The 20,961-nt window shown below is 45.6% G+C and carries 20 protein-coding genes; 7 read left to right on the top strand and 13 right to left on the bottom strand.

Annotation, left to right across the window (positions count from 1 at the left end; genetic code table 11):
- The coding region (locus tag VIA_RS10590) for an aldehyde dehydrogenase family protein (RefSeq protein ID WP_040896808.1) at positions 1-1,039 on the bottom strand (1,039 nt) is incomplete at its 3' end.
- A 66-nt stretch (positions 1,040-1,105) separates the two neighbouring features.
- The gene (locus VIA_RS10585; RefSeq protein WP_004412986.1) at positions 1,106-1,504 is read right to left on the bottom strand and encodes a RidA family protein; all 399 of its coding nucleotides are present in this window, start codon (positions 1,502-1,504) and stop codon (positions 1,106-1,108) included.
- Positions 1,505-1,659: 155 nt separating this feature from the next.
- Here VIA_RS10585 and VIA_RS10580 point away from each other — a divergent pair, with 155 nt between their 5' ends.
- Together VIA_RS10580 and VIA_RS10575 are read left to right on the top strand one after the other, a co-directional pair.
- Positions 1,660-2,547 (top strand): LysR family transcriptional regulator, encoded by an 888-nt coding sequence (locus tag VIA_RS10580; RefSeq protein WP_004412985.1) that lies wholly within the window; start codon positions 1,660-1,662, stop codon positions 2,545-2,547.
- Positions 2,548-2,612: 65 nt separating this feature from the next.
- Complete coding sequence (locus tag VIA_RS10575; RefSeq protein WP_004412984.1) at positions 2,613-2,957, top strand: rhodanese-like domain-containing protein; 345 nt, start codon at positions 2,613-2,615, stop codon at positions 2,955-2,957.
- 64 nt (positions 2,958-3,021) lie between these two features.
- Here VIA_RS10575 and VIA_RS10570 read toward each other — a convergent pair whose 3' ends face one another.
- Positions 3,022-4,104 (bottom strand): AarF/UbiB family protein, encoded by a 1,083-nt coding sequence (locus VIA_RS10570; RefSeq protein WP_004412983.1) that lies wholly within the window; start codon positions 4,102-4,104, stop codon positions 3,022-3,024.
- 258 nt (positions 4,105-4,362) lie between these two features.
- Between VIA_RS10570 and VIA_RS10565 the strand changes: the two genes are divergently transcribed.
- From VIA_RS10565 to VIA_RS10550, 4 genes are all read left to right on the top strand, one after another.
- Entirely contained in the window at positions 4,363-5,265 is a 903-nt protein-coding gene (locus VIA_RS10565; RefSeq protein WP_004412982.1) for a LysR family transcriptional regulator, read from the top strand.
- Positions 5,266-5,343: 78 nt separating this feature from the next.
- Complete coding sequence (locus VIA_RS10560) at positions 5,344-6,333, top strand: linear amide C-N hydrolase (RefSeq protein WP_004412981.1); 990 nt, start codon at positions 5,344-5,346, stop codon at positions 6,331-6,333.
- Between the two features lie 166 nt (positions 6,334-6,499).
- Entirely contained in the window at positions 6,500-7,348 is an 849-nt protein-coding gene (locus VIA_RS10555) for a tetratricopeptide repeat protein (protein WP_004412980.1), read from the top strand.
- A gap of 409 nt (positions 7,349-7,757) precedes the next feature.
- Complete coding sequence (locus VIA_RS10550) at positions 7,758-9,494, top strand: ABC-F family ATP-binding cassette domain-containing protein (RefSeq protein ID WP_004412979.1); 1,737 nt, start codon at positions 7,758-7,760, stop codon at positions 9,492-9,494.
- 50 nt (positions 9,495-9,544) lie between these two features.
- On the opposite strand, the gene choV is transcribed toward VIA_RS10550, so the two are convergent.
- The 9 genes from choV to VIA_RS10505 form a co-directional block, all read right to left on the bottom strand.
- Complete coding sequence (choV, locus tag VIA_RS10545; RefSeq protein ID WP_004412978.1) at positions 9,545-10,732, bottom strand: choline ABC transporter ATP-binding protein; 1,188 nt, start codon at positions 10,730-10,732, stop codon at positions 9,545-9,547.
- Between the two features lie 2 nt (positions 10,733-10,734).
- Positions 10,735-11,577 carry a choline ABC transporter permease subunit gene (choW, locus tag VIA_RS10540; RefSeq protein ID WP_004412977.1) on the bottom strand — a complete coding sequence of 281 codons (843 nt, stop codon included), beginning with the start codon at positions 11,575-11,577 and terminating at the stop codon, positions 10,735-10,737.
- 77 nt (positions 11,578-11,654) lie between these two features.
- Positions 11,655-12,593 carry a choline ABC transporter substrate-binding protein gene (locus tag VIA_RS10535; protein ID WP_004412976.1) on the bottom strand — a complete coding sequence of 313 codons (939 nt, stop codon included), beginning with the start codon at positions 12,591-12,593 and terminating at the stop codon, positions 11,655-11,657.
- Positions 12,594-12,629: 36 nt separating this feature from the next.
- Positions 12,630-14,321 carry a choline dehydrogenase gene (betA, locus tag VIA_RS10530; protein ID WP_004412975.1) on the bottom strand — a complete coding sequence of 564 codons (1,692 nt, stop codon included), beginning with the start codon at positions 14,319-14,321 and terminating at the stop codon, positions 12,630-12,632.
- Positions 14,322-14,344: 23 nt separating this feature from the next.
- The gene (betB, locus tag VIA_RS10525) at positions 14,345-15,805 is read right to left on the bottom strand and encodes a betaine-aldehyde dehydrogenase (protein ID WP_004412974.1); all 1,461 of its coding nucleotides are present in this window, start codon (positions 15,803-15,805) and stop codon (positions 14,345-14,347) included.
- A gap of 19 nt (positions 15,806-15,824) precedes the next feature.
- Positions 15,825-16,421 carry a transcriptional regulator BetI gene (gene betI, locus VIA_RS10520; protein WP_004418516.1) on the bottom strand — a complete coding sequence of 199 codons (597 nt, stop codon included), beginning with the start codon at positions 16,419-16,421 and terminating at the stop codon, positions 15,825-15,827.
- Between the two features lie 490 nt (positions 16,422-16,911).
- A complete protein-coding gene (locus VIA_RS10515) occupies positions 16,912-17,706 on the bottom strand; it encodes an MBL fold metallo-hydrolase (RefSeq protein WP_004412972.1) in 795 nt (264 codons plus the stop codon).
- A gap of 205 nt (positions 17,707-17,911) precedes the next feature.
- A complete protein-coding gene (locus tag VIA_RS10510; RefSeq protein ID WP_004418518.1) occupies positions 17,912-18,133 on the bottom strand; it encodes a helix-turn-helix domain-containing protein in 222 nt (73 codons plus the stop codon).
- 11 nt (positions 18,134-18,144) lie between these two features.
- Positions 18,145-18,672 carry a DUF2975 domain-containing protein gene (locus VIA_RS10505; RefSeq protein WP_004412970.1) on the bottom strand — a complete coding sequence of 176 codons (528 nt, stop codon included), beginning with the start codon at positions 18,670-18,672 and terminating at the stop codon, positions 18,145-18,147.
- 163 nt (positions 18,673-18,835) lie between these two features.
- Here VIA_RS10505 and VIA_RS10500 point away from each other — a divergent pair, with 163 nt between their 5' ends.
- Positions 18,836-19,174: a hypothetical protein gene (locus VIA_RS10500; RefSeq protein WP_004412969.1), complete on the top strand. Its 339-nt coding sequence runs from the start codon at positions 18,836-18,838 to the stop codon at positions 19,172-19,174.
- Positions 19,175-19,233: 59 nt separating this feature from the next.
- On the opposite strand, the gene VIA_RS10495 is transcribed toward VIA_RS10500, so the two are convergent.
- Positions 19,234-20,850 (bottom strand): NAD(P)/FAD-dependent oxidoreductase, encoded by a 1,617-nt coding sequence (locus VIA_RS10495; protein ID WP_004412968.1) that lies wholly within the window; start codon positions 20,848-20,850, stop codon positions 19,234-19,236.
- Positions 20,851-20,961 lie beyond the last annotated feature (111 nt).

The following is a 20,961-nucleotide window of genomic DNA, read 5'->3' as shown; positions in this document are numbered from 1 at the left end:
GAGCTTTCTCAATCCATTCAAAGTTGGCATCTAGCTGATTACCGTCCACCACTGGGCCCATGAAGATACCCTCTTCCAGTGCATGACCCACTTTGAGTTCACTCATACGTTTGATCAGCGCTTCGACGTAGGCATCGTGAATGCCATCCATCACCACTAAACGAGAAGAAGCGGTACATTTCTGACCTGCACCAGAAAACGAACCCGCAATGGTTGCTTCAACCGCAATTTGGATATCCGCATCATCAGCAACCACCAGCGCGTTCTTACTGCCCATTTCTAACTGGCAACGGACAAAGTTAGGCGCGGTTGCCGCCGCCACTTTACGACCTGTATCAACCGAACCAGTGAAGCTGACACCATTAACCTGTTTTGAATTGATTAGGGTGTTACCGACCTGAGAGCCACTACCCAGTACTAGGTTGAACGTACCTGCTGGCAGACCTTGACGATGAATGATCTCTGTTAGCGCTACCGCACTGGCTGGCGTTAGATTGGCTGGCTTCCAGACAACACTGTTGCCAAATGCCAATGCTGGAGCGATCTTCCACGCAGCGGTGGCTGTCGGGAAGTTCCAAGGAGAAATAATGGCGATAACGCCAACAGCTTCGCGAGTCACTTCAACGGAGACTCCTGGACGGACAGACGCTGCGTTATCACCAATTTGACGTAGCACCTCTGCTGCAAAATATTGAAAGAACTGACCTGCACGGTAAATCTCACCGCGACCTTCAGCAAAAGGCTTACCTTCTTCACGCGACAGCAGCGTACCAAGCTCATCACAACGGGCAATCAGCTCATCACCAATTGCTTGCAGTACCGCTTGCTTGCGCTCGATTGGGGTCTTTTCCCACTCTGGCTGCGCTTGCTTAGCCGCTTGAATCGCTTGCTCTACCTGAGACTGGCTTGCCTGGGCAAAATTACCCAGATTTTCGCTGATATCCGATGGGTTGATGTTAGCGATGGTATCGACACCCGCTTGCCACTCACCACCGATATAAAGGGCCTTTTCTGCTTGAACGTTATTTATAAAAGTCATTGCTCTTTCCTTGTTCTGTTCTGACTGACACCATCAATCAGCTGCGATTCTTATCGTTAGTTGTTATTACTCTGGTTGGCTTGCTGAGGCGTAAACCACAAACTCGACCAACATCTCCTCACGCGCTAGACCCGCGACAACCATAGCTGCGCGGTTTGGATATGGCGCTTCAAAATACTCGGCATACACTTCGTTTACTGTTTTCAGATATTCACGATCGGTGACATAAATCAGCACTTGCAGTACTGAATCAAGAGACTCACCCGCGCACTCTAAGGTGTGTACTAGGTTGTTAAAGGTTTGTCGTGTCTGCGCTTCAATACCGCCTTCTACCACGGCACCCGTCTCATCGATTGGGATTTGCGCGGTGTACAAAGTGCCATTGCCAACAACGGCCCATTCCAGAGGTGCTTTGGAAGCAAATAAAGCGGTTTTTACTGGGTGTTTTTTCGTTTGAGTATTCACGTGCCTTTCAACCTTTGTAACGACTTTGTTTCGAGATGGTTAAATCATGCACATTGACACTTGATAAATCTAACGGTAAATTTTTTACATTTGATAAGTTTTATTTATCAAGGAAAATAACATCAGACAAACAAAGGGATTGATAAGGTGGTCAGATGAGTATCAAGCTTCAACAATTAATGCATTTTGTGATGGTGGTAGAAGAAGGCGGTTTTCGAGCAGCTTCACACAGAGCGAATCGCTCTCAAGCTGCATTATCGACATCAATCAAAGAGCTGGAAAAAATACTCGGACAACCGCTGTTTGAGACAGGTAACAAAGCAAAGCTGACCCCATTTGGTGAGATATGCCTGCCGAAGATCATCCAGTTCCTCAATATCTATCATGCACTCGACAACGATTTAAGAGCTGCCGCTGCCGGGCAACAGGGACGTGTAAGAATCGCGAGTGTACCCTCGGTGGCTGCCAAGCTTATCCCTAGTGTACTTGGTGCATTTAGCGAACAATACCCAGATGTAGAAGTGAGTCTGATTGATGATAATGCCGCTGGCGTTGAGGAACGACTACTATCTGGTGAAGTCGACTTGGCGTTGGGTAACCCATCGCATCTTGATGAGGGCGGAATAAATTTCACCTCGCTTCTCTCAGATCCTATTGGCGTGGTTTGCCTCAAAGACAACCCAATTGCCGAGCATCCAGAAGGAATAGAGTGGCAAACATTGCTTGAACAGCCTTTTATTCGCAATGGCACTTGTACACTGCTAGACCCCACTCCCGCCCGAGCACTCAGTGAACAAGCTCTATATTCGGTAGAAAATATTACGTCACTCTTCTCTGTGTTGGAGCTGGGGATCGGCGTAACAACTCTACCTAAACTTGCCTTTCCTACCAATGAAACCCGCTTGGTTTGGATACCATTGATCGATCCACCATTAGAAAGGCAGATAGGTATTTTCACCTTGAGCGATCGAACCATCTCACCGCAGGCTCAAGCCTTTCATGATTTATGTATCGAGTATCTAAACTACGACAAGGCAATGTGAAGCCTATCTCAGTAACTGTGTACTAACGCGTTATGCTTATGCGACAACGAATAAGGAAACTGATCATGAAAAAATGGCTGGCAATATTTCTCACTTCAGCAACGCTTGTTGCTTCGCCCGTTTTCGCAACAGAGCGAGCAGATATAGGTTGGGAGTGGATTGAGCAAGGCGCACTGATTGTCGATGTGCGAACGCCACAAGAATTCGCCGATGGCCATTTAGATAACGCGAAAAACTACCCTCTTTCTGAGTTAGATAAGCATTTTGCCAACATAGATAAAAACGCACAGATCGTTCTCTACTGCCGCAGCGGTAATCGCTCTGGCAAAGCTTTTCAGTATTTAACCGCTCAGGGATTTACTAATCTGCATAACGCAGGTGGATTAGTAGAAATGCAACAAGCAAAATAACATTGCTCGCTTATAACCAATCACACAAGCACACTGTATGGTGTGCTTGTTGCTATCTTCGGATTTACAACTGGTATCGCTCAACCAACTGACATTTCTCTTGGTAGCTATCAACTAACTCCGTTTGGCTCTTGCCTTGATTTTGATAGAACAACGCGCCTCCTTCTCGCAGCAAATCATAGTGTCGCTCTAACATTGCCAAAACGAACTGCACACGTTTGATGGTCGTCGACGTACAGCTCTTACCCTCAAGGTCATCTTCAATATCCAATACGTGAGAGCGGAACATCTCAAGGGTAAATAAATGTTCTAACTTGGCATCTGAGCCTAGTGCGGCTTGCACCTTTTCTATTGATGCTTGTACTCGCGAGATCACTTCTGATTTAGCTTGATTCGCGGTTAGCCATTCACGTTTGCGTTCCAGCATTTTGAGGGCACGCTGTTTAACGGTCTTGAAGATCTGCAAAGACTCCCTCTGCGAGTAACCCGCCTCCAATAACCAGCCAGAAAGAAAACGAGTTTCAAATCGCTCGCAGGTATCAAACAGGGGATCATTTAAGCCATTGCTGTTGAACTCGGTTAGCGGATCAAATCGATACATATAACCAAAGTCGAACAGCTTGAGTTGGCCTTCGCCATCGACGAGCAGATTGCCGGCACACAGATCCCATTCAAATAATCCCATACACTCACAAGCAAGTAATGTAGAGAAGAGCTGCGTCAGTAAGTCATCTGTAAGATCTTCAATTGGCGTACCTTCAATCCACTCAGAAACAATGATTCCTAGACGATAATCAGCATAAATGGTTTCAACAATGTGCTGAAAAGCGGTCGCTGAGTTTGGGTTGTTTTTTTGCGTTTGAAAGTCGAAGCGGCGCTGAACCTCATTGAGAAACGAGTACTGACCATCAAGGTTTTGTACTTTGGCCTGTGGCCGCTTTTTCTTTAATGTGTAATCTCGTCCATCGATACGAATATGAAATACCTGGGCGGTTAAGCCGCTTTCGAAGGTTTCAATCACATATTCAGAGTCCGCTGTTGTCATCGCTAATTGTTCTGGCGACAAAGGGCATTGTAACTCGATGCCGACAATTAAGTTTTGTTCACTTTGCTCAAACTCTTGCTGCTGTAATTGACGTTGATTCATAACATGCTCCCTGCTGAGTAACTTCAATACTGGTTACTTTACCGACCATGAAGCACATTACCTCCCCCTTAAATGCTTGAGACAGGGGTGAGCGGTGAGGAGGAGCTGACATTACAAGCGCTAGAAAAAGCCCCCATTAATGAACAAGTGGATGTATAAAGTGATAAGTAAACTCCTCACAACTTACGCTTCTCGACCTAGACTCTACTCAAGACTTGCATTAGGTTTGAATAAAGTTTTTTGTAGGATCAAGTCATCATGAACATCAGTTATGAGCAGATAAATTCTTTCGTCGCTGTTGCCGAATGTGGCTCTTTTAGTGCGGCAGCAAAACAACTGAATAAACACCGCACTACGCTTGGGCAGGTCATTTCTAATCTTGAAATCGAAATCAACATTACCTTATTTGATCGTTCCACTCGCTACCCACAATTAACCGAAGAAGGTTTAGCCCTGTATCAACATGCAAAGAACCTCGCTGAAACGACGAAGTCTTTTGAGCGTCTTTGCCAGAGCACCGAACAAGGTAACGAGAGCCAAATCACGGTCTGCCATAGCGAGTTGGTACCAGGAAAGCTGATTCAGGATGTGATGATTGGGATTCGTAAAAAATTCCCGTTAGTTAAAGTGAACTGGCTTCACAAAAACAATCACGAAACCAAAAACCTATTTGAACAAGACGCCGCAGACCTTGCCGTCATGCTAGTTCCAACGGGGAATGCCACCACTGCGTTCAACTATACTTATCTACTTAACCTTCCCTTTGTTACCTGTGCCACCAGCGAATTTATCAAGCAACATCAGATCGTTGACCTCACTTCACTTAAACGTGCGAGGCAGCTTCTAATGGCAGATTTTCATCATACCGGCATCGCCCAAACGCTAACGATCTCCAATCTCGCCCAACAAATTGAAAGTGTGAATGTGCTCAAAAATCTCTTAGTCGCAGGCGATGGCTGGGCGATCGTCCCAACCCATTGCGTAGAGGATCTTTTGGCAAACCAACAATTACAAACCATTGAGATAGATGAACTCCATGCCGTGCTTCAGTTTCCTATCAACCTTTGGCAACACAACCGGTTAGCTGGACCCGTTACCCGAGAAATGATTCGACTGTTTAAAGAGCATAGTCACGCCCACACCACCCAAAGCGAGGACTAAATGCTCACAATGTGATTTAGATACTTTTGCTTTCCACCATACACTTCAAATCGTTCTTAAACATGAATCGGAGTTACTATGAAATTGAAAGCAATCACCCTAGCTCTACTTGCTGGCACTCTTACCGCAGGCGTAGCACACGCCTGTACCTCAGTCGCATGGAATACCGACTTGGGCACTTTCACTTCTAGAACGATGGATTGGATGGAGTCGACCTCGCCAGTACTGGCCACAATCAACCAAGGCGAAAATCGATCACTACAAGGCAATGGTCTAGGGAATACCTACACAGTGAAATACGACATGGTTGCTGTACTCGCTTATGGTGAGTTAGTTGCCGATGGTGTTAACAGCGAAGGCATGCAGGTCAATGCATTGTTCTACCCGGATATGATCATGGAAGAAGCGCAAAGCGGCTCAGAAGTAACGCAATTTACTATTGCTGAATACCTTCTAGCCAACTACGCAAACGTCGATGAAGTCGTTAAAGCCTTACCAAAACTGGATTACGCATCTGTTCACATGGATGGCATGCCAGTGGAAATCAAACTGCACTGGTCTATAACCGATAAAAGTGGTGATCGCCTTGTCATTGAGATGGATAAAGAAGGCTTAAATACCTATCGCGGCGAAGAGGCGATGGTGATGACCAACGACCCATCAATGAAAGAGCACATAGAAATGCGTAAGAAGGTTCAACCGACTTGGGAGAATGCGAGTCGCGATACAGACTACGGTTCAATTGGTAACGGAAACTCACACAGTCGCTTCATTCACGCAAGCTACTTTATGAGTAAGCTAACGGAGCCAACCAGCACAACTAACGGTATGATGAAGCTTTCCACTGTACCTTACCGAGTACCAGCGGATGCTCCGTACAAAGACTTTGGCAATGGCATGTCTGGTTACGCAACGGAATGGACCATGACACAAAGCTTAGATACCGGTGACAGCGTGTTCGAATACAACTTTGAAGAAAACTGGAACACCGTGAAGTTCAATGTCTACGAAATGATGGGTAAGGATTTCCGCCTACCGCTGACTAAATCATTTATGGCCAAGTTCTGAGAATAGTACGGAAAACTCGCACCAAAAAAGGCATCGTATTATGCGTTGCCTTTCATCCATCCCCTAACCAAAAAAACACCATTCTTAGTAAAATAACCATTGGTTGATTTCGATTTTACGGCTAAGGTTAAATTCTAAGAAAACAACGCGTTAAATGGATGTGCTCATGCCTGTAGTTCTTGCCTTATTGATCGGCTATTTCACTTGCCTACAACCTGTCTATGCAGAACAGACCAAATACTCAGACTCTGACTTACTCGATCGCCCGCTAATGGAGCGATACATCCTTGATGAGTTAAAATCGTTACGTCAGGAACAACAAGATTTAGAACGTAAATTGACGATCCAAATCACTGACCGCGAATTGAGTGTTGCGGACAAGTCATTGAACTACGCCAATGTGACCGTGACTTACTTCTTCTACATAATTGCTGGTGTCGCTTCAATGATCGCTTTTGTAGGCTGGCAGTCTCTGCGTGAGTTTAAAGCTAATACCAAAGAGATGGCGGACAAGCGCCTTGAAGCGATTGCAGATGAATATCAGGAAAAATTCGGCGCCTTGGAGCGAGACTTAAAACGTAAAACACGCATCATCAGTGAAAACAACAAAGAAATTGAGAAGATTAACGAGATCCATAACCTATGGCTTCGTGCGCAAAGTATGCCAACTGCTGAGCAGCGTATCGATGTGTACGATGAAATCTTAACCTTGCGTCCGGGTGACCTTGAAGCCTTAACATACAAAGCCGATGCAGCGATGGAAATCAAAGAGTACAACTGGGCTTTAAGCTTATGTAATCGCGTGTTAGAACTTGATAACACCAATGGTCCAGCACTCTACCAACGTGCTTGCGCCTACTCTCGCCTTGGCATTGAAGAACAAGCGATTGAAGACCTTACTCGTGCGATTGATGCTAGCCCATCAATCAGAGACTTGATTGATACCGAACCTGACTTAGAAGGTATGCACGGCAATCCACGCTTTGATGCTTTGCTCAATGATGGGGAAGGGTAACTTATCCTTACTCCTTAATTCAACGCTTACTAAGGCATCGTTTCGGCGATGCCTTTTCTTTTTGTCGTGTGTTCTCTGTCTCAGCAACGAGATCAATAAGACACTTTTTAACCACCAGCCTACACATTGCTCGATGACAAGTTAGAATCTACGTCACACATCAATCAAAGTGTCCGCACTTTACAACTAACTTAAGGAGGAATTTATGTCTTTGTGGTGTTCAATCAACCCACGCTTTTATGGCATGAAGGACCGCTCAAGAGTTTCAGATTTCGCGCTGCGATAATCTCGACTTGAGCGAATAATTACCTTTCGACGAAACCCGTCACCCGAGTACCTTCCCTCAAGCTCGAAGAATTATTGTCAGCTCTGACAACGGCTTTTTACGCCCAAAATTCTTGAGAACATTATGAGTACTTTTTTAACTGCACAAACAGTCACCCTAAACTACACAACTCAACCTCTTTTCAGCGATGTCACTTTCACCGTCCAACGTGGTGATAAAATTGGACTGATCGGTCATAACGGTTGCGGTAAAAGCTCCTTACTTAAAATCCTTTCAGGCCAATTCGAACCAAGCAGTGGCAACATAGCTAAAGCCAATACCTGTTTAATGCGCTATGTAGAGCAACATTTGCCTGAGGATCTCAACTCCCATTCGGTTTTGTCTGCGTTATCTGAGTTCATATCAGGTGATGAGATTTGGCGAGCAGAACTCTTGCTAGATGAGCTTGGCTTTTCGATGCGTGAGCGTGAGATGCCAGTAGAGAACTGCAGTGGTGGTCAGCAAATGCGTCTTTTGCTTGCGCGAGCGATTATCCATCAACCTGACTTATTGCTACTTGATGAACCAAGCAACCACTTAGACTTGCCTTCGCTACTTTGGCTTGAGCAATTCCTTTCAAACTGGAAAGGCTCATTTGTATTGGTGTCTCACGATCAAACCTTGTTAGATCGAGTCACTAACACCACTTGGATCATACGTGATCAAACGCTTCATCACTTCTCTCTACCTTGTTCACAAGCAAGACAAGCATTAGATGAGAAAGATGAAACCGATCGATTACGCCACGCGAGTGAGCAAAAAGAGATCGACCGAATCGAGAAAAGCGCCAAGCGACTAGCCACATGGGGTAAGGTCTATGACAACGAAGATTTAGCTCGTAAAGCAAAGACGATGTTTGCCCGCAAAGAACGCTTAGAAGAGCAGCAAACCGAGCTAACTGACGGCACGCCTTGGGCACTGCAACTAAAAGGTGAACCACTACCGGCCAACAGATTGTTGGAAGCTATGCCTTTTTCTGTCACACCACCGGATAGCACTTTTCATTTGTTTGATATGGTGGAAACGCGCGTCAAAAGTGGCGACAGAATCGCGATTCTTGGCAGCAATGGTTGCGGTAAATCGACGCTACTCAACTTACTCTATCAACACTACCGAAGCAAAGATGGCGGCAGTTTACCTGACTCAACGTCGGTTACCTTCCATGACCGCTGTCGATTAGGCTATTACGACCAATCACTTGAACAGCTAGACGATAACCAAACGCTCAGCGACGCGTTGCAATCTTTTGCAGACATTAGTAGTGAGCTTGCCAAACGTTCGCTGATTGGCGCTGGCTTTGAATACGCAAGACACGGTCAACAAGTGACTTGCTTGAGCGGCGGAGAGCGTGCGCGATTGCTGTTTGTTGGCTTAACTCTCGCTCGCTATCACATGTTGTTTCTTGATGAGCCAACCAACCATTTAGATATGGAAGGAAAAGAGGAGCTCATTCAAACCCTGCAAGAGTTTGAAGGCGCGACTTTACTGGTGAGTCATGATCGTAGTTTGATTGAGCAAAGCTGTAACCGGTTCTGGTTTATCGAACATGGAGTATTGACCGAATATCTTTCTGTTGAAGAGGTATACGCGCGTATTTCCGACTCAGCGCCAAAATCAGCAGCTTCAACCTCTGCAACGAGTTCGGCTTCGAACTCAGCTTCTCCAACTGTAGAGACTGAGTCAGAGGAACAACTGCTTGAAAGATTGTTGGAATTGGAGGGTTTGCTTGAAGCGGATAAGCAACGTAAACCTAAACACCAAAAGCCTGCCATGCAGCAAGAGTGGCAGCAGCAGATTGAGGAAATCACTGCGCAGCTATAACGACAAAAGGCACCAGTAACTGGTGCCTTTTTTAATCAACTAGCTCAATCCTAAGCCGCTTGAGGGGCGTTATAGTTACCTAGCAGCGCATCATAGAACTCGCTGTCATTGAGAACGCCCACTAGCTTGCCATCTTCAACCAATAAGATTGGCTGTCCGCTACGTTGCTTCAGTTCAATCGCTTGTCGCATGCCAATATCAGGACTGGCGACGACAACGGTTGAGCTCGTAACATCTTCAATTCGACTGGTTTCACAATCCCACTCAATCAATGCCAGCTCATCACTTTCTACCAAGCGAAGCTGATCACTTGTTTGCTCTACCCACACTGGCTGTGCGGTACATACCTGTAGCTGGCTTTGATCTTTAGTGAGTTCACTAACTGGCTGCATCAATGAGCGGCCTTTTAGGACATTAAGAGGATTGGTGTGAGCAACAAAATCACGCACATAATCATTTTCTGGCGTAAGAATGATCTCTTCAGGCTTACCATGTTGAATAAGTCGACCAGATTCCATTATCGCAATGTTGTTACCAATCTTAAGCGCTTCATCTAAATCGTGGCTCACAAACAAAATGGTCTTATTGAGTTTCTCTTGCAACATAATAAGTTCATCTTGTAGCTGGGTACGAATTAACGGGTCGAGCGCAGAAAACGGTTCATCCATCAATAAGATATCCGTATCCATCGCAAAGGCTCTTGCGAGGCCAACACGCTGCTGCATACCACCCGATAACTCATGGGGGAATTTTGATTCCCACTCAGACAGACCCACCATGTCAAGCTGCTCACGTGCTTTGCTTTGACGTTCTGATTTACCCATACCTTGCAGCTCTAAGCCAAATGCAACGTTGTCCAATACTGTTAACCACGGCATCAAGGCAAACTTCTGAAACACCATAGAAACACGGTGCGTACGCAAGCGGCGCAAGGTTTCGTCATCACAGTTGGCTAGGTCGACTTTCTCGTCGCCATCTTTTAGCTCTAACGCACCACGAGAAATCTCATTGAGGCCATTTACAGCGCGTAACAGACTGGATTTCCCCGAACCCGACAGGCCCATCAAAACACAAATTTCACCTTCTTTGACAGTAAGGGAGACATTATCAACGCCAACAACTTGCGCTGTTTCATCAATGATTTCTTGACGAGTTTTGCCATTGTCGAGCAAGTCTAAAGCTAACTTCGGCTTATCACCAAACACCACATCTAGGTTTCGAATAGTAATCGCATCCATGATTAAGCTTCCTTCTGGTTTGGTGATTTACATAGACGATCAAGAATGATCGCCACAAGAACGATAGCAAGTCCTGCTTCAAAGCCTTGCGAGATATTAACGGTATTCAACGCACGAACCACTGGTTTACCTAAACCATCAGCGCCCACTAGCGCGGCAATCACCACCATAGAAAGCGACAACATAATGCACTGAGTCACACCCGCCATAATGCTTGGCATTGCCGCTGGCAGTTCAACTTTGAACAACAACTTCATACGTGTCGCACCAAACGCTTTCCCCGCTTCAACCAGTTCTTCTGGCACTTTGGTTATACCTAAGTAAGTCAAACGAATCGGGGCGGCAATCGCAAAAATGATGGTTGAAATCAGACCCGGCACAATGCCTAAACCAAATAAAACCAGTGTCGGGATAAGATAAACAAACGTCGGGACAGTCTGCATCAAATCAAGAATCGGCCTCATGATGGTGTATAACCAAGGTCGATGCGCCGCCATAATCCCAAGAGGTACGCCAATTAATACAGAAATCGTTGTCGCTGCAAAAACCAGAACAAAGGTTTCTAGCATTTCTTGCCAGTAGCCGAGATTTAAAATGGTGAGCAATGCACCAATAACAAATAATACAAGTGGGATGCTACGATGTAAGTACCAAGCAATCACAGCCGTCATAACGATCGGCATTGCTGGCGGCATCCACTTAAAAATATCTACAACAAAAAGTATGATCGTCTCTAAGAAGATCGCAATCGCATCAAATAGACCTGCGGCATTAAAGGTTAGCCAATCAACCCCCGCTTCCATCCATTGACCCAGTGGGATTTTGTTGTCAGTAATAAAATTCACAATACAGCCTTTTGTGGTAATGATTATTTAAGCATGTGAGAAAGGGCAGGCAAGGTGCCCACCCTAAGTGTCGTTAATTAAGCTTTTGAATTGATGTAGCTTGTAACGGCACCTTGCGCTTCTTCACCTTGCAGTGTCTTCACACCGTTAAGCCACGCTTCAAGTTGTTGAGGGTTCGCTTTCAACCACTGCTGAGCCGCTTTTGCTGGCTTCACATTTTGGTTAAGGATCGCTTCCATCAGTTCATTCTCCATTTCCAAACTAAACTCTAGGTTTTTAAGCAGATTGCCCACGTTTTGACACTCATTTAGGTAGTCTTTACGCACGTTGGTGTAGACATTCGCACCACCGTAATTCGGGCCAAAGAAGTCGTCGCCACCATCAAGATATGCCATTTCAATGTTGCTGTTCATTGGGTGCGGTGCCCAACCTAAGTACACAATCCATTGATTACGACGCACAGCACGTGACACCTGAGACACCATGCCAGCTTCACTTGACTCAACTAGGCTGAAGTCTTTCAAACCAAATGCATCACTGTCGATCATTGACTGGATTAGACGGTTGCCATCGTTACCCGGCTCAATGCCGTAGATGCGATCTTTGAATTTATCGGCATTCTTAGCCAGATCCGCAAAGCTCTTCACACCTGCATCGTAAACATACTTAGGTACAGCCAGTGTGTATTTTGCCCCTTCAAGGTTGGCACGAACCGTTTCCACACTGCCAGCTTCACGGTATTTAGCGATATCTCCCTCCATAGTTGGCATCCAGTTGCCAAGGAAGATATCGATATCACCGTTCGCCATTGACGAGTAAGTCACTGGTACAGACAGCAAATCTGTTTTGGTTTTGTAGCCAAGGCCTTTTAGTAGCTCAGACGTGACCGCTGTAGTCGCGGTAATATCCGTCCAACCTACGTCAGCAAAACGTACAGTTTCACATTGGTTGGCATAAGCGTTCATCGCTAAGCTACTTAGGGCGATGGTCGAAAGAGTTTTTGTCATCATAGACATGGTGTTTTCCTTGTAATAGTTACTGACTTTTGGGGGTTAACCCTGCTCTCTACGTGGAGCGGTATTTCTCTGTTTCTGTTGCCAATCTGGAGCAATCCAAACCGGTTGTTCGTTGGTTTCTAAACTTGGCTTGCCAAGAATCATGTCCGCGGCACGTTCTGCCACCATGATGGTTGGAGCATTGAGGTTTCCGTTAGGAATAGTTGGGAAAATCGATGAATCCACCACACGAAGTCCTGCGACCCCACGCACACGACACGCTTCATCAAGCACCGCCATTGGGTCATCATCTGCGCCCATTTTGCAGCTACATGATGGATGGTAGGCACTTTCCACGTTTTCCTTAACCCATTGGTCAATCGCTTCATCGCTCGTCACATTAACACCCGGTTGAATCTCTTCACCGCGGAAATTGTCCATCGCTGGCTGCATCAAAATTTCACGGGTAAGACGGATACAATCACGCCAATCTTGACGGTCTTGCTCAGTAGAAATGTAGTTAAATTCAATGCGTGGCTTATCGTTTGGATTCGCAGAAGTGATCTCTATTGAGCCACGACTTTCTGGCTTGTTCGGACCAACATGAACCTGGAAACCATGACCATCAAAAGCAGCTTGGCCGTCATAACGCATAGCCGCAGGTAGAAAGTGATATTGGATATTTGGCCACTTAAGTCCTTTGCGAGAACGAATAAAGGCGCATGACTCGAAGTGATTGGTCGCCCCTAACCCCTTACGAGTTAAGATCCACTCAGTACCAATCAGCCCTTTGCTCACCAAACCTAACTTGCTATTAAGCGTGATTGGTTGAGTACAGTGGTACTGGAAGTAGACCTCTAAATGGTCTTGCAGGTTTTGGCCAACGCCCGGTAAATCATGAACCAATTCAACACCGGCTTCAGCAAGCACCTGCTTTGGACCAATACCAGATAGCTGAAGCAGTTGCACGGAGCCGACAGAGCCGGCGCTCGACACGACTTCTTTCTTGGCAAACGCTTTGGTCACCCGACCTGATTTTTCAAACTCAACACCGACCGCAGTGTTGCCTTCGATCATCACTTTTCGTGCCACGACACCTTTAATCAACGTTAGGTTGTTGCGCTTTAAAGCACGTCTTAAGTAGGCGTTAGAAGTAGATGCCCGAACGCCACCATCAACCGTCATATGCATTGGGCCAAAGCCTTCTTGCTGATAACCGTTGTAATCTTTGGTTTCTGGATAGCCAGCTTCTTTGCCAGCATCAATGAAGGCTTGGTAAAGCGGATTACGCTGCATATCGTTACCACCGCACGTCCCTACAGGACCGTTGCCACCACGATAGCTATCTTCGCCACCGCTCCAACTTTCAGCGCGGCGGAAATAAGGTAGACAAGATTGGTAGTTCCAACCCTTGGCCCCCTGCTCTTCCCATTGGTCAAAATCACAGGCGTGACCACGAACATAAACCATGCCGTTGATCGACGAGCTGCCACCTAATACTTTTCCGCGAGGGCAATGCAGTTGACGGCCATCGAGCCCCTGCTCTTCAACCGTTTCAAATTGCCACGCGTACTTTTCAGTATTCATTGGATAGGAAAGTGCCGTTGGCATTTGGATAAAAATGCTCTTGTCTGTACCACCAGCCTCTAGTAGCAGCACTTGGTGCTCACCACTTTCTGTCAGACGATCCGCCAGAACACAGCCGGCCGAACCCGCGCCGACGATAATATAATCGTAGCGTTGTTGCATGTTATCTCTCCGTAGAATCTAAGTTAGGCGTAAGGGCTGGCGTAGTCGCCAAGCTCAATCAACACGCTTTTAGTCTGGGTGTAATGGCGCAGAGTTTCTGGACCATTTTCTCGGCCAATCCCCGAATGCTTATAACCACCAACCGGCATTTCTGCAGGCGAATCACCCCAAGTGTTAACCCAACATATCCCTGCTTGCATCTGGTGTATCACGCGATGAGCTCGTGCTAGGTTTTGGGTAAAGATACCCGCCGCTAGGCCATAATCGGTATTGTTGGCACGAGCGATCACATCTTGCTCATCGCTAAATGTCAGCACTGACATAACCGGACCAAAGATCTCTTGTTGAACATGAGCCATGTTGTCATCACAATCGACAAATACCGTTGGAGCGACAAAGTTGCCCGTCGCAAGGCCATTGTCAGTCACTTGATAACCGCCAGTCAGCAGAGTGGCTCCGCTCTGTTTCGCGCTTTCGATTGCCGCTAGCACCTTACCTAAATGCTCTTTAGAGATCAGTGCGCCGATTTGAGTTTGCATATCCGTCGGATCGCCAACGATCAACTTTTCAGTTCGAACTTTTAACTGTTCAATAAACTGCGGGTAGAGGGATTCATGAACAAACACGCGTGTACCATTGGTGCAGACTTCGCCTTGGGTGTAGAAGTTCGCAACCATGGCTGCTGAAACTGCGTCATCAAGCTTGGCGTCTTCGAATACAATCATTGGGGATTTACCGCCAAGCTCCATCGTCACCTGCTTCAATGTTTTTGCACTATCGGCCATCACCAACTTGCCGGTACCAGATTCACCAGTAAACGAGACTTTTGCGATATCAGGATGCGCGGTGAGCATTTGTCCAACACGGTGATCACCTTGAACCACGTTGAACACACCGTCAGGTAAGCCAGCCTCGGTAAAGATTTCAGCCAACTTAAGTGCGGTTAATGGCGTCTCTTCTGAAGGCTTAAAGATCATTACGTTGCCTGCCGCCAGTGCTGGTGCTGATTTCCACATCGCAATTTGAATTGGGTAATTCCATGCACCAATTCCAGCACAAATGCCTAACGGTTCGCGGCGAGTATAGAAAAACTGGTTTTCACTTAACGGCTGCTGCTCACCTTGCAGGGCAGGAGCAAGACCTGCGAAATACTCGATAACGTCAGCGCCAGTCGCAATATCCACTTCAATCGCTTCTTGCAGCGGTTTGCCCGTATCGGCCACTTCAAGTGCCGCCAGATCATCGTTACGCTGACGAAGAATCGCCACCGCTTTAAGCAAAATTCGGCTACGTTCAGTTGGGCTCATGGCTGACCATACGGCAAAGCCTTTTTTAGCCGATTCAATTGCCAACTCTAGGTCGCTTTGGCTTGCTTGAGCGACTTCTGCAAGCGGTTCACCCGTTGCAGGGTTATAGGTCACAAAGCTTTCACCAGACGTTGCTGGTTGCGCTTTGCCATCGATATAAAGGTTTTTCATTTCCATTTGAAAGTCTGACTTTTCGTTATTTTTTTGAGTAAAAAGTAAGTTGCTTGTCGAGATAATCGTTGATGATAAAACGCGCTTTATCGGCATCAATACCTTGTGGGTTGAGCGTCCCACGCAGCCAGATACCATCGATTAGAGCAGCGATACCATGTGCAACTACTTCAGCTTGGTCGTCCCCCAAAAGGGCTTTAAGTTCAATTTTAAGGTGGGAGAGCAGGCGCTTCTCATTGACTCGTTGCAAACGCTTAAGCTGAGGCTCATGCATAGAATATGACCAGAATGCCAACCACGTTTTTGTCACTTGGTTTTCTGCTTGGTACCCAACAAAGTTTCCATCAACAATCGCAATAATACGTTGCTGATAGGCCTCTTTGGGCAATCGTGCAAGACTGTCCATAATGGTCGCAGAGTGTTGACGTAAAATCTCTCGCATCGTTTCTTCAAGCAAACCGTGCTTACCACCAAAATAGTGATTAATGATCCCTGTAGAGACACCCGCTTCTTTGCTAATCAAAGCAATGCTGGCTGCATGTAAACCGACACGATCAATCACAGCCATCGTCGCTTTAACGAGCTGAGGTTTCCTAATTTCTGGCATGCCAACCTTCGGCATTTTGAGTCCCTTTCTTTTTTTATTGAACGTTCAATTAAATATAAAATGCCTCAAAACCCTTTCGATCTCAAATTATTTATCTATAAATATGATCAAAACACACCAAAACAACCACTAACACTAATAATTTAAATTTCTTTAAAATTGACCATTAACCATACAAAAATCAAGTTTAACCCCTAACAGCAACCACAATTTATACCATGAAAATCAACAATTTAAACCAAACACCAGCAATAAAACCAAACATCAAACGAGCCAACAAACCACTCAAATCTCCCCTCCAAAACCCACCTCAAAACCATCTGTAAATAAATATTTAGAAGGCGAAACATTTTTCTAGTTAAACCGCTCTAAACACCCAGACCAACTGAAAGGCCATAGCAATAGAAAGGACAATTATTCACATCCACAGCGAATAACGCAGCAACAAAAAATGCCCCAGAATGAACGAATTCAGCTGGGGCAAATCTATGTTCGAATGAGTAAACTATTGCGGTGAATGACACGCGGTAAGGTTAAACTCTAACGCTGGCTTAAGCAGTTTTGGCGGCGGAAGCTGACCATCTCGGCCTTCTCTTGTTTCGACAAATTGTGCGCAAGTGGTCAGCTCATCTAGCATAACGTTATCGTGCTTTTCTTCGCCGATCGTGGTTTTGTAATGAAGGTTTGCAACCTTATCTGGGTAGTTGTGGCAAAGATAAACGTCAGTGCTGTCTTTTAGCTCATAGAGTTTTCGAATTGACTCAAACATCTTCTCAGCACTGCCTCCAGGAAAATCAGCTCGCCCCGTTCCGTGATAAAACAGAGAATCGCCGACAAACAACGCATCGCCAATTTTAAAGGTTAAATCGGAAGGCGTATGACCCGGGGTACTCATCACTTCTAAATGGGAGTTACCGAAGTCCATTTCTTCGTTCTCTAACAAGAAGTGTTCGAAGTGGTAAAGCTCGCTAAGACAAAGATCGCCTTTCCATTGTGCGTAGACTTCTTTCACTCCTTCAGAGACGTAAATCGGTGCTTCAAGATACTGGCTGAGGTAGAAAGAACCAGACAGATGGTCGGCATGAATGTGGGTTTCTAAAATAGCGACGATATGTAACTGGTTAGCTTTGATGTGCGAGATAATCTCATGCGCAGATTCGTAACTTATTTTATCTAAATCAGGATCATAGTCGGCGACAGGATCAATAATAATCGCTTCATTGGTATCGCTATCAGCGACAACATAGCTAATTGTCCCAGAGCTGGGATGGAAGAAATGTTGAATATTCTGAGAGGCCATTGTTCCTCCTTGAAAGGTCAGATTCGGTTGGAAAATCGCAAGACGAACAATACTGAGTGTAGACCTTGAAAAGGAGATTAGGAGAGGATTTGTAGTAAATAAGTATGGTATGGCAATTAGTCCTAATCAGCTAACGCCATACCGTATCACTCACTAAGCAGCACATCTGCTCGACGGTGAACTGCCTTTATAAGGGTCGTAAAACCTACTGAGGTTCAGTTTCACTCGGGGCATATTCGAGAATGTCTCCAGGTTGGCAATCTAAATGCTTGCATATCGCTTCTAGCGTCACCAACTTGACCGCTTTTGCGCGACCATTCTTAAGCACAGATAAGTTTTGTTCCGTAATCCCGACCAATTTGGCCAATTCATTAGAACGCATCTTTCTTTTCGCCAGCATTACATCAAGATTAATTACAATTGCCATACACCATTCACTTAAATTGTTAGCTCATTCTCTTGTTGCAGTTCTGCCGCTCTTTCCATTACGACAGCAATAACGCGGACAATGAATCCGATGATCATCATAGTGATGTCTACGTCATCAACACTGACTGTGAGAGACCATGCTCCGTCATTGTACGATAAAGCCAAACTAAGGAGTAATTCACTGATTGCACTAATAAAAGGTGTTGCGATCAATAGATAACTGAGTTTCTTGTAGCACTGAGCATTTTGCTGTTCAAAAATGTGCCCTTGCTCGTACAAACCAAATAAAGCAATTAACTGCCACAACAAGGCCATGGTCAAAAAGGCGGAGAACATACTTGGAATATAAGCGACCAATGAACGTGTTAGTGATAGAGGCAATTCGACCTCTACAGGAAAGCTTGAGTTGAACCACTGCGCATCAAACAAAGTCGCACTAAACCATAAAATGGTATCGAACGCGGCAACAAAAACAAATGAAAACCAGAACAAAATAAGCAATTTACGACTAAATCCGCTAATAGATTGCTGCGACATATCTAACCTCGAAAACTAATAATTTGACTCTATGTTAGTGGTCAACAAATAAAAAAACAATAAAAACTTATCGTTTTACGATAAGTTTTTATTGTTTATAATCTATTTTAGATTTACGCTAGTAATCAATTCGCCAGCTAGCATTGATCAGAGGAAGCTTTTTATGTTGAACAGATATACCGTCCCTAGCGCACTATTGATTTTACTTTCCTGTAGCGTTTCTGCAGCAGGGTTATCTCTTGATGATCTTGAGGGTAAGCCAGGATTAAGCGACTCTTTAAGCACATCGTATACACAGCAAACGACACCGCAGCAGCATCAATTTAACGGTAGTGACTGTGATGGTATTGCTCGTCAAGCATTTGTCGATAAAGGTTTAAACAGCGGTCAACGCACCACGGACTGTCACGTGATCGACTATGGTACTAGCAAGGCTGAGAGCTACTTCCACTCAAGCCCAGATGGAAGCTACTCAACCGGCTTTACTTGGACTTTCGAATAGCCAAAAAAAAGCCCGCTAGCTTTTTACTAACGGGCTTAACCAATGAATGGATGGATGCATTATGCGTTGTCTAGATCAGCAACCATCGCTTTTGCTAGTGCTTCCGCAACTTTAATGCCATCGATACCAGCAGATAAAATACCGCCTGCGTAACCTGCGCCTTCACCTGCTGGGAAGAAGCCTTTTAGGTTAATACTCTGGAAGTCTTTACCACGCTTAATACACACAGGTGAAGAGGTACGAGTTTCTACACCTGTCAGTAGACCATCTTCCGATGCAAAGCCTTTAATCTTCTTATCGAATGCTGGAATCGCTTCACGAATCGCTTCAATTGCAAAATCTGGAAGCGCTTTCGAAATGTCTGTTAGGTGGATCCCCGGCGTAAATGATGGCTGAACATCACCAATCGCACTTGGATCGCGACCTTTTAGGAAGTCACCAATCTTCTGTGCTGGCGCATCGTAGTTTTCACCGCCAAGAACATAAGCGCCTGACTCTAGTTCACGTTGGAAACGAATACCCGCTAGAGGGTCACCTGGGTAATCACGTTCTGGGTCGATACCCACTACGATTGCACTGTTTGCGTTACGCTCTGAGCGAGAGTACTGGCTCATACCATTAGTTACTACGCGGCCTTCTTCAGACGTGGCAGCAACCACAGTACCACCAGGACACATACAGAAGCTGTAAACCGTGCGACCATTCTTACAATGGTGAACCAGTTTGTAGTCAGCGGCACCAAGGATTGGGTTACCCGCATTTTTGCCAAAACGCGCTTCGTCAATCATTGACTGCTTGTGTTCGATACGGAAACCAACCGAGAATGGCTTCGCTTCCATGTAAACACCGCGCTCATTTAGCATCTCAAACGTATCACGTGCACTGTGACCAACCGCTAGTACCACATAGCGAGATTTGATCTCTTCGCCGTTTGAGAGCGTTAAGCCCGTGATCTGTTCACCATCCATATGGATATCATCAACGCGAGTACTAAAACGAATTTCACCACCTAGTTCGATGATTTTCGCACGCATTTTCTCGATCATGGTAACCAGTTTAAACGTACCAATGTGCGGCTTACTTACGTATAGAATCTCTTCTGGCGCGCCAGCTGCAACGAATTCAGTCGTCACTTTACGGCCATAGAAGTTTGGATCTTTCACTTGGCTGTACAGCTTACCGTCTGAGAACGTGCCTGCACCGCCCTCACCAAACTGTACGTTTGATTCGGTGTTCAACGTGCGCTTACGCCAGAAGCCAAAAGTATCTTTCGTACGCTCACGCACTTCTTTACCACGCTCAACCACGATAGGTTTGAAACCGCTTTGTGCAAGAATCAACGCAGCAAACAGGCCACAAGGACCAAAGCCGATAACGACTGGGCGCTCTGTTAGGTTCTCAGGTGCTTTTGCAACGAACTTATACTCCATGTCTGGAGTCTCTTTTACGTGCGGGTCGCTAACAAACTGCTCTAGTAGTGCTGCTTCGTTTTCAACGATCACGTCCAGAGTGTAGATAAGTAGGATATTGCTCTTTTTACGAGCATCGTAGCCACGTTTAAATATGTTGTAAGAGATAACTTGGTCTTCAGAGATGCCAAGTTTCTTGGTGATGGCAGCGATTAGTGCCTCTTCCTCATGATCAAGAGGAAGCTTGATTTCATTTAAACGTATCATGTCGATGTCTCGTTGTATTAGGTGTCTTAGCCAAAACCGTTTGACGAACGGTCAGCTCACAATGGCGCGCATTTTACGAGAAATTGGATTGTCTGTCATACTAATTCATAG

Source organism: Vibrio orientalis CIP 102891 = ATCC 33934 (assembly GCF_000176235.1).
Lineage (GTDB): Bacteria > Pseudomonadota > Gammaproteobacteria > Enterobacterales > Vibrionaceae > Vibrio > Vibrio orientalis.
This window is presented reverse-complemented; position numbering and strand designations above follow the sequence as displayed.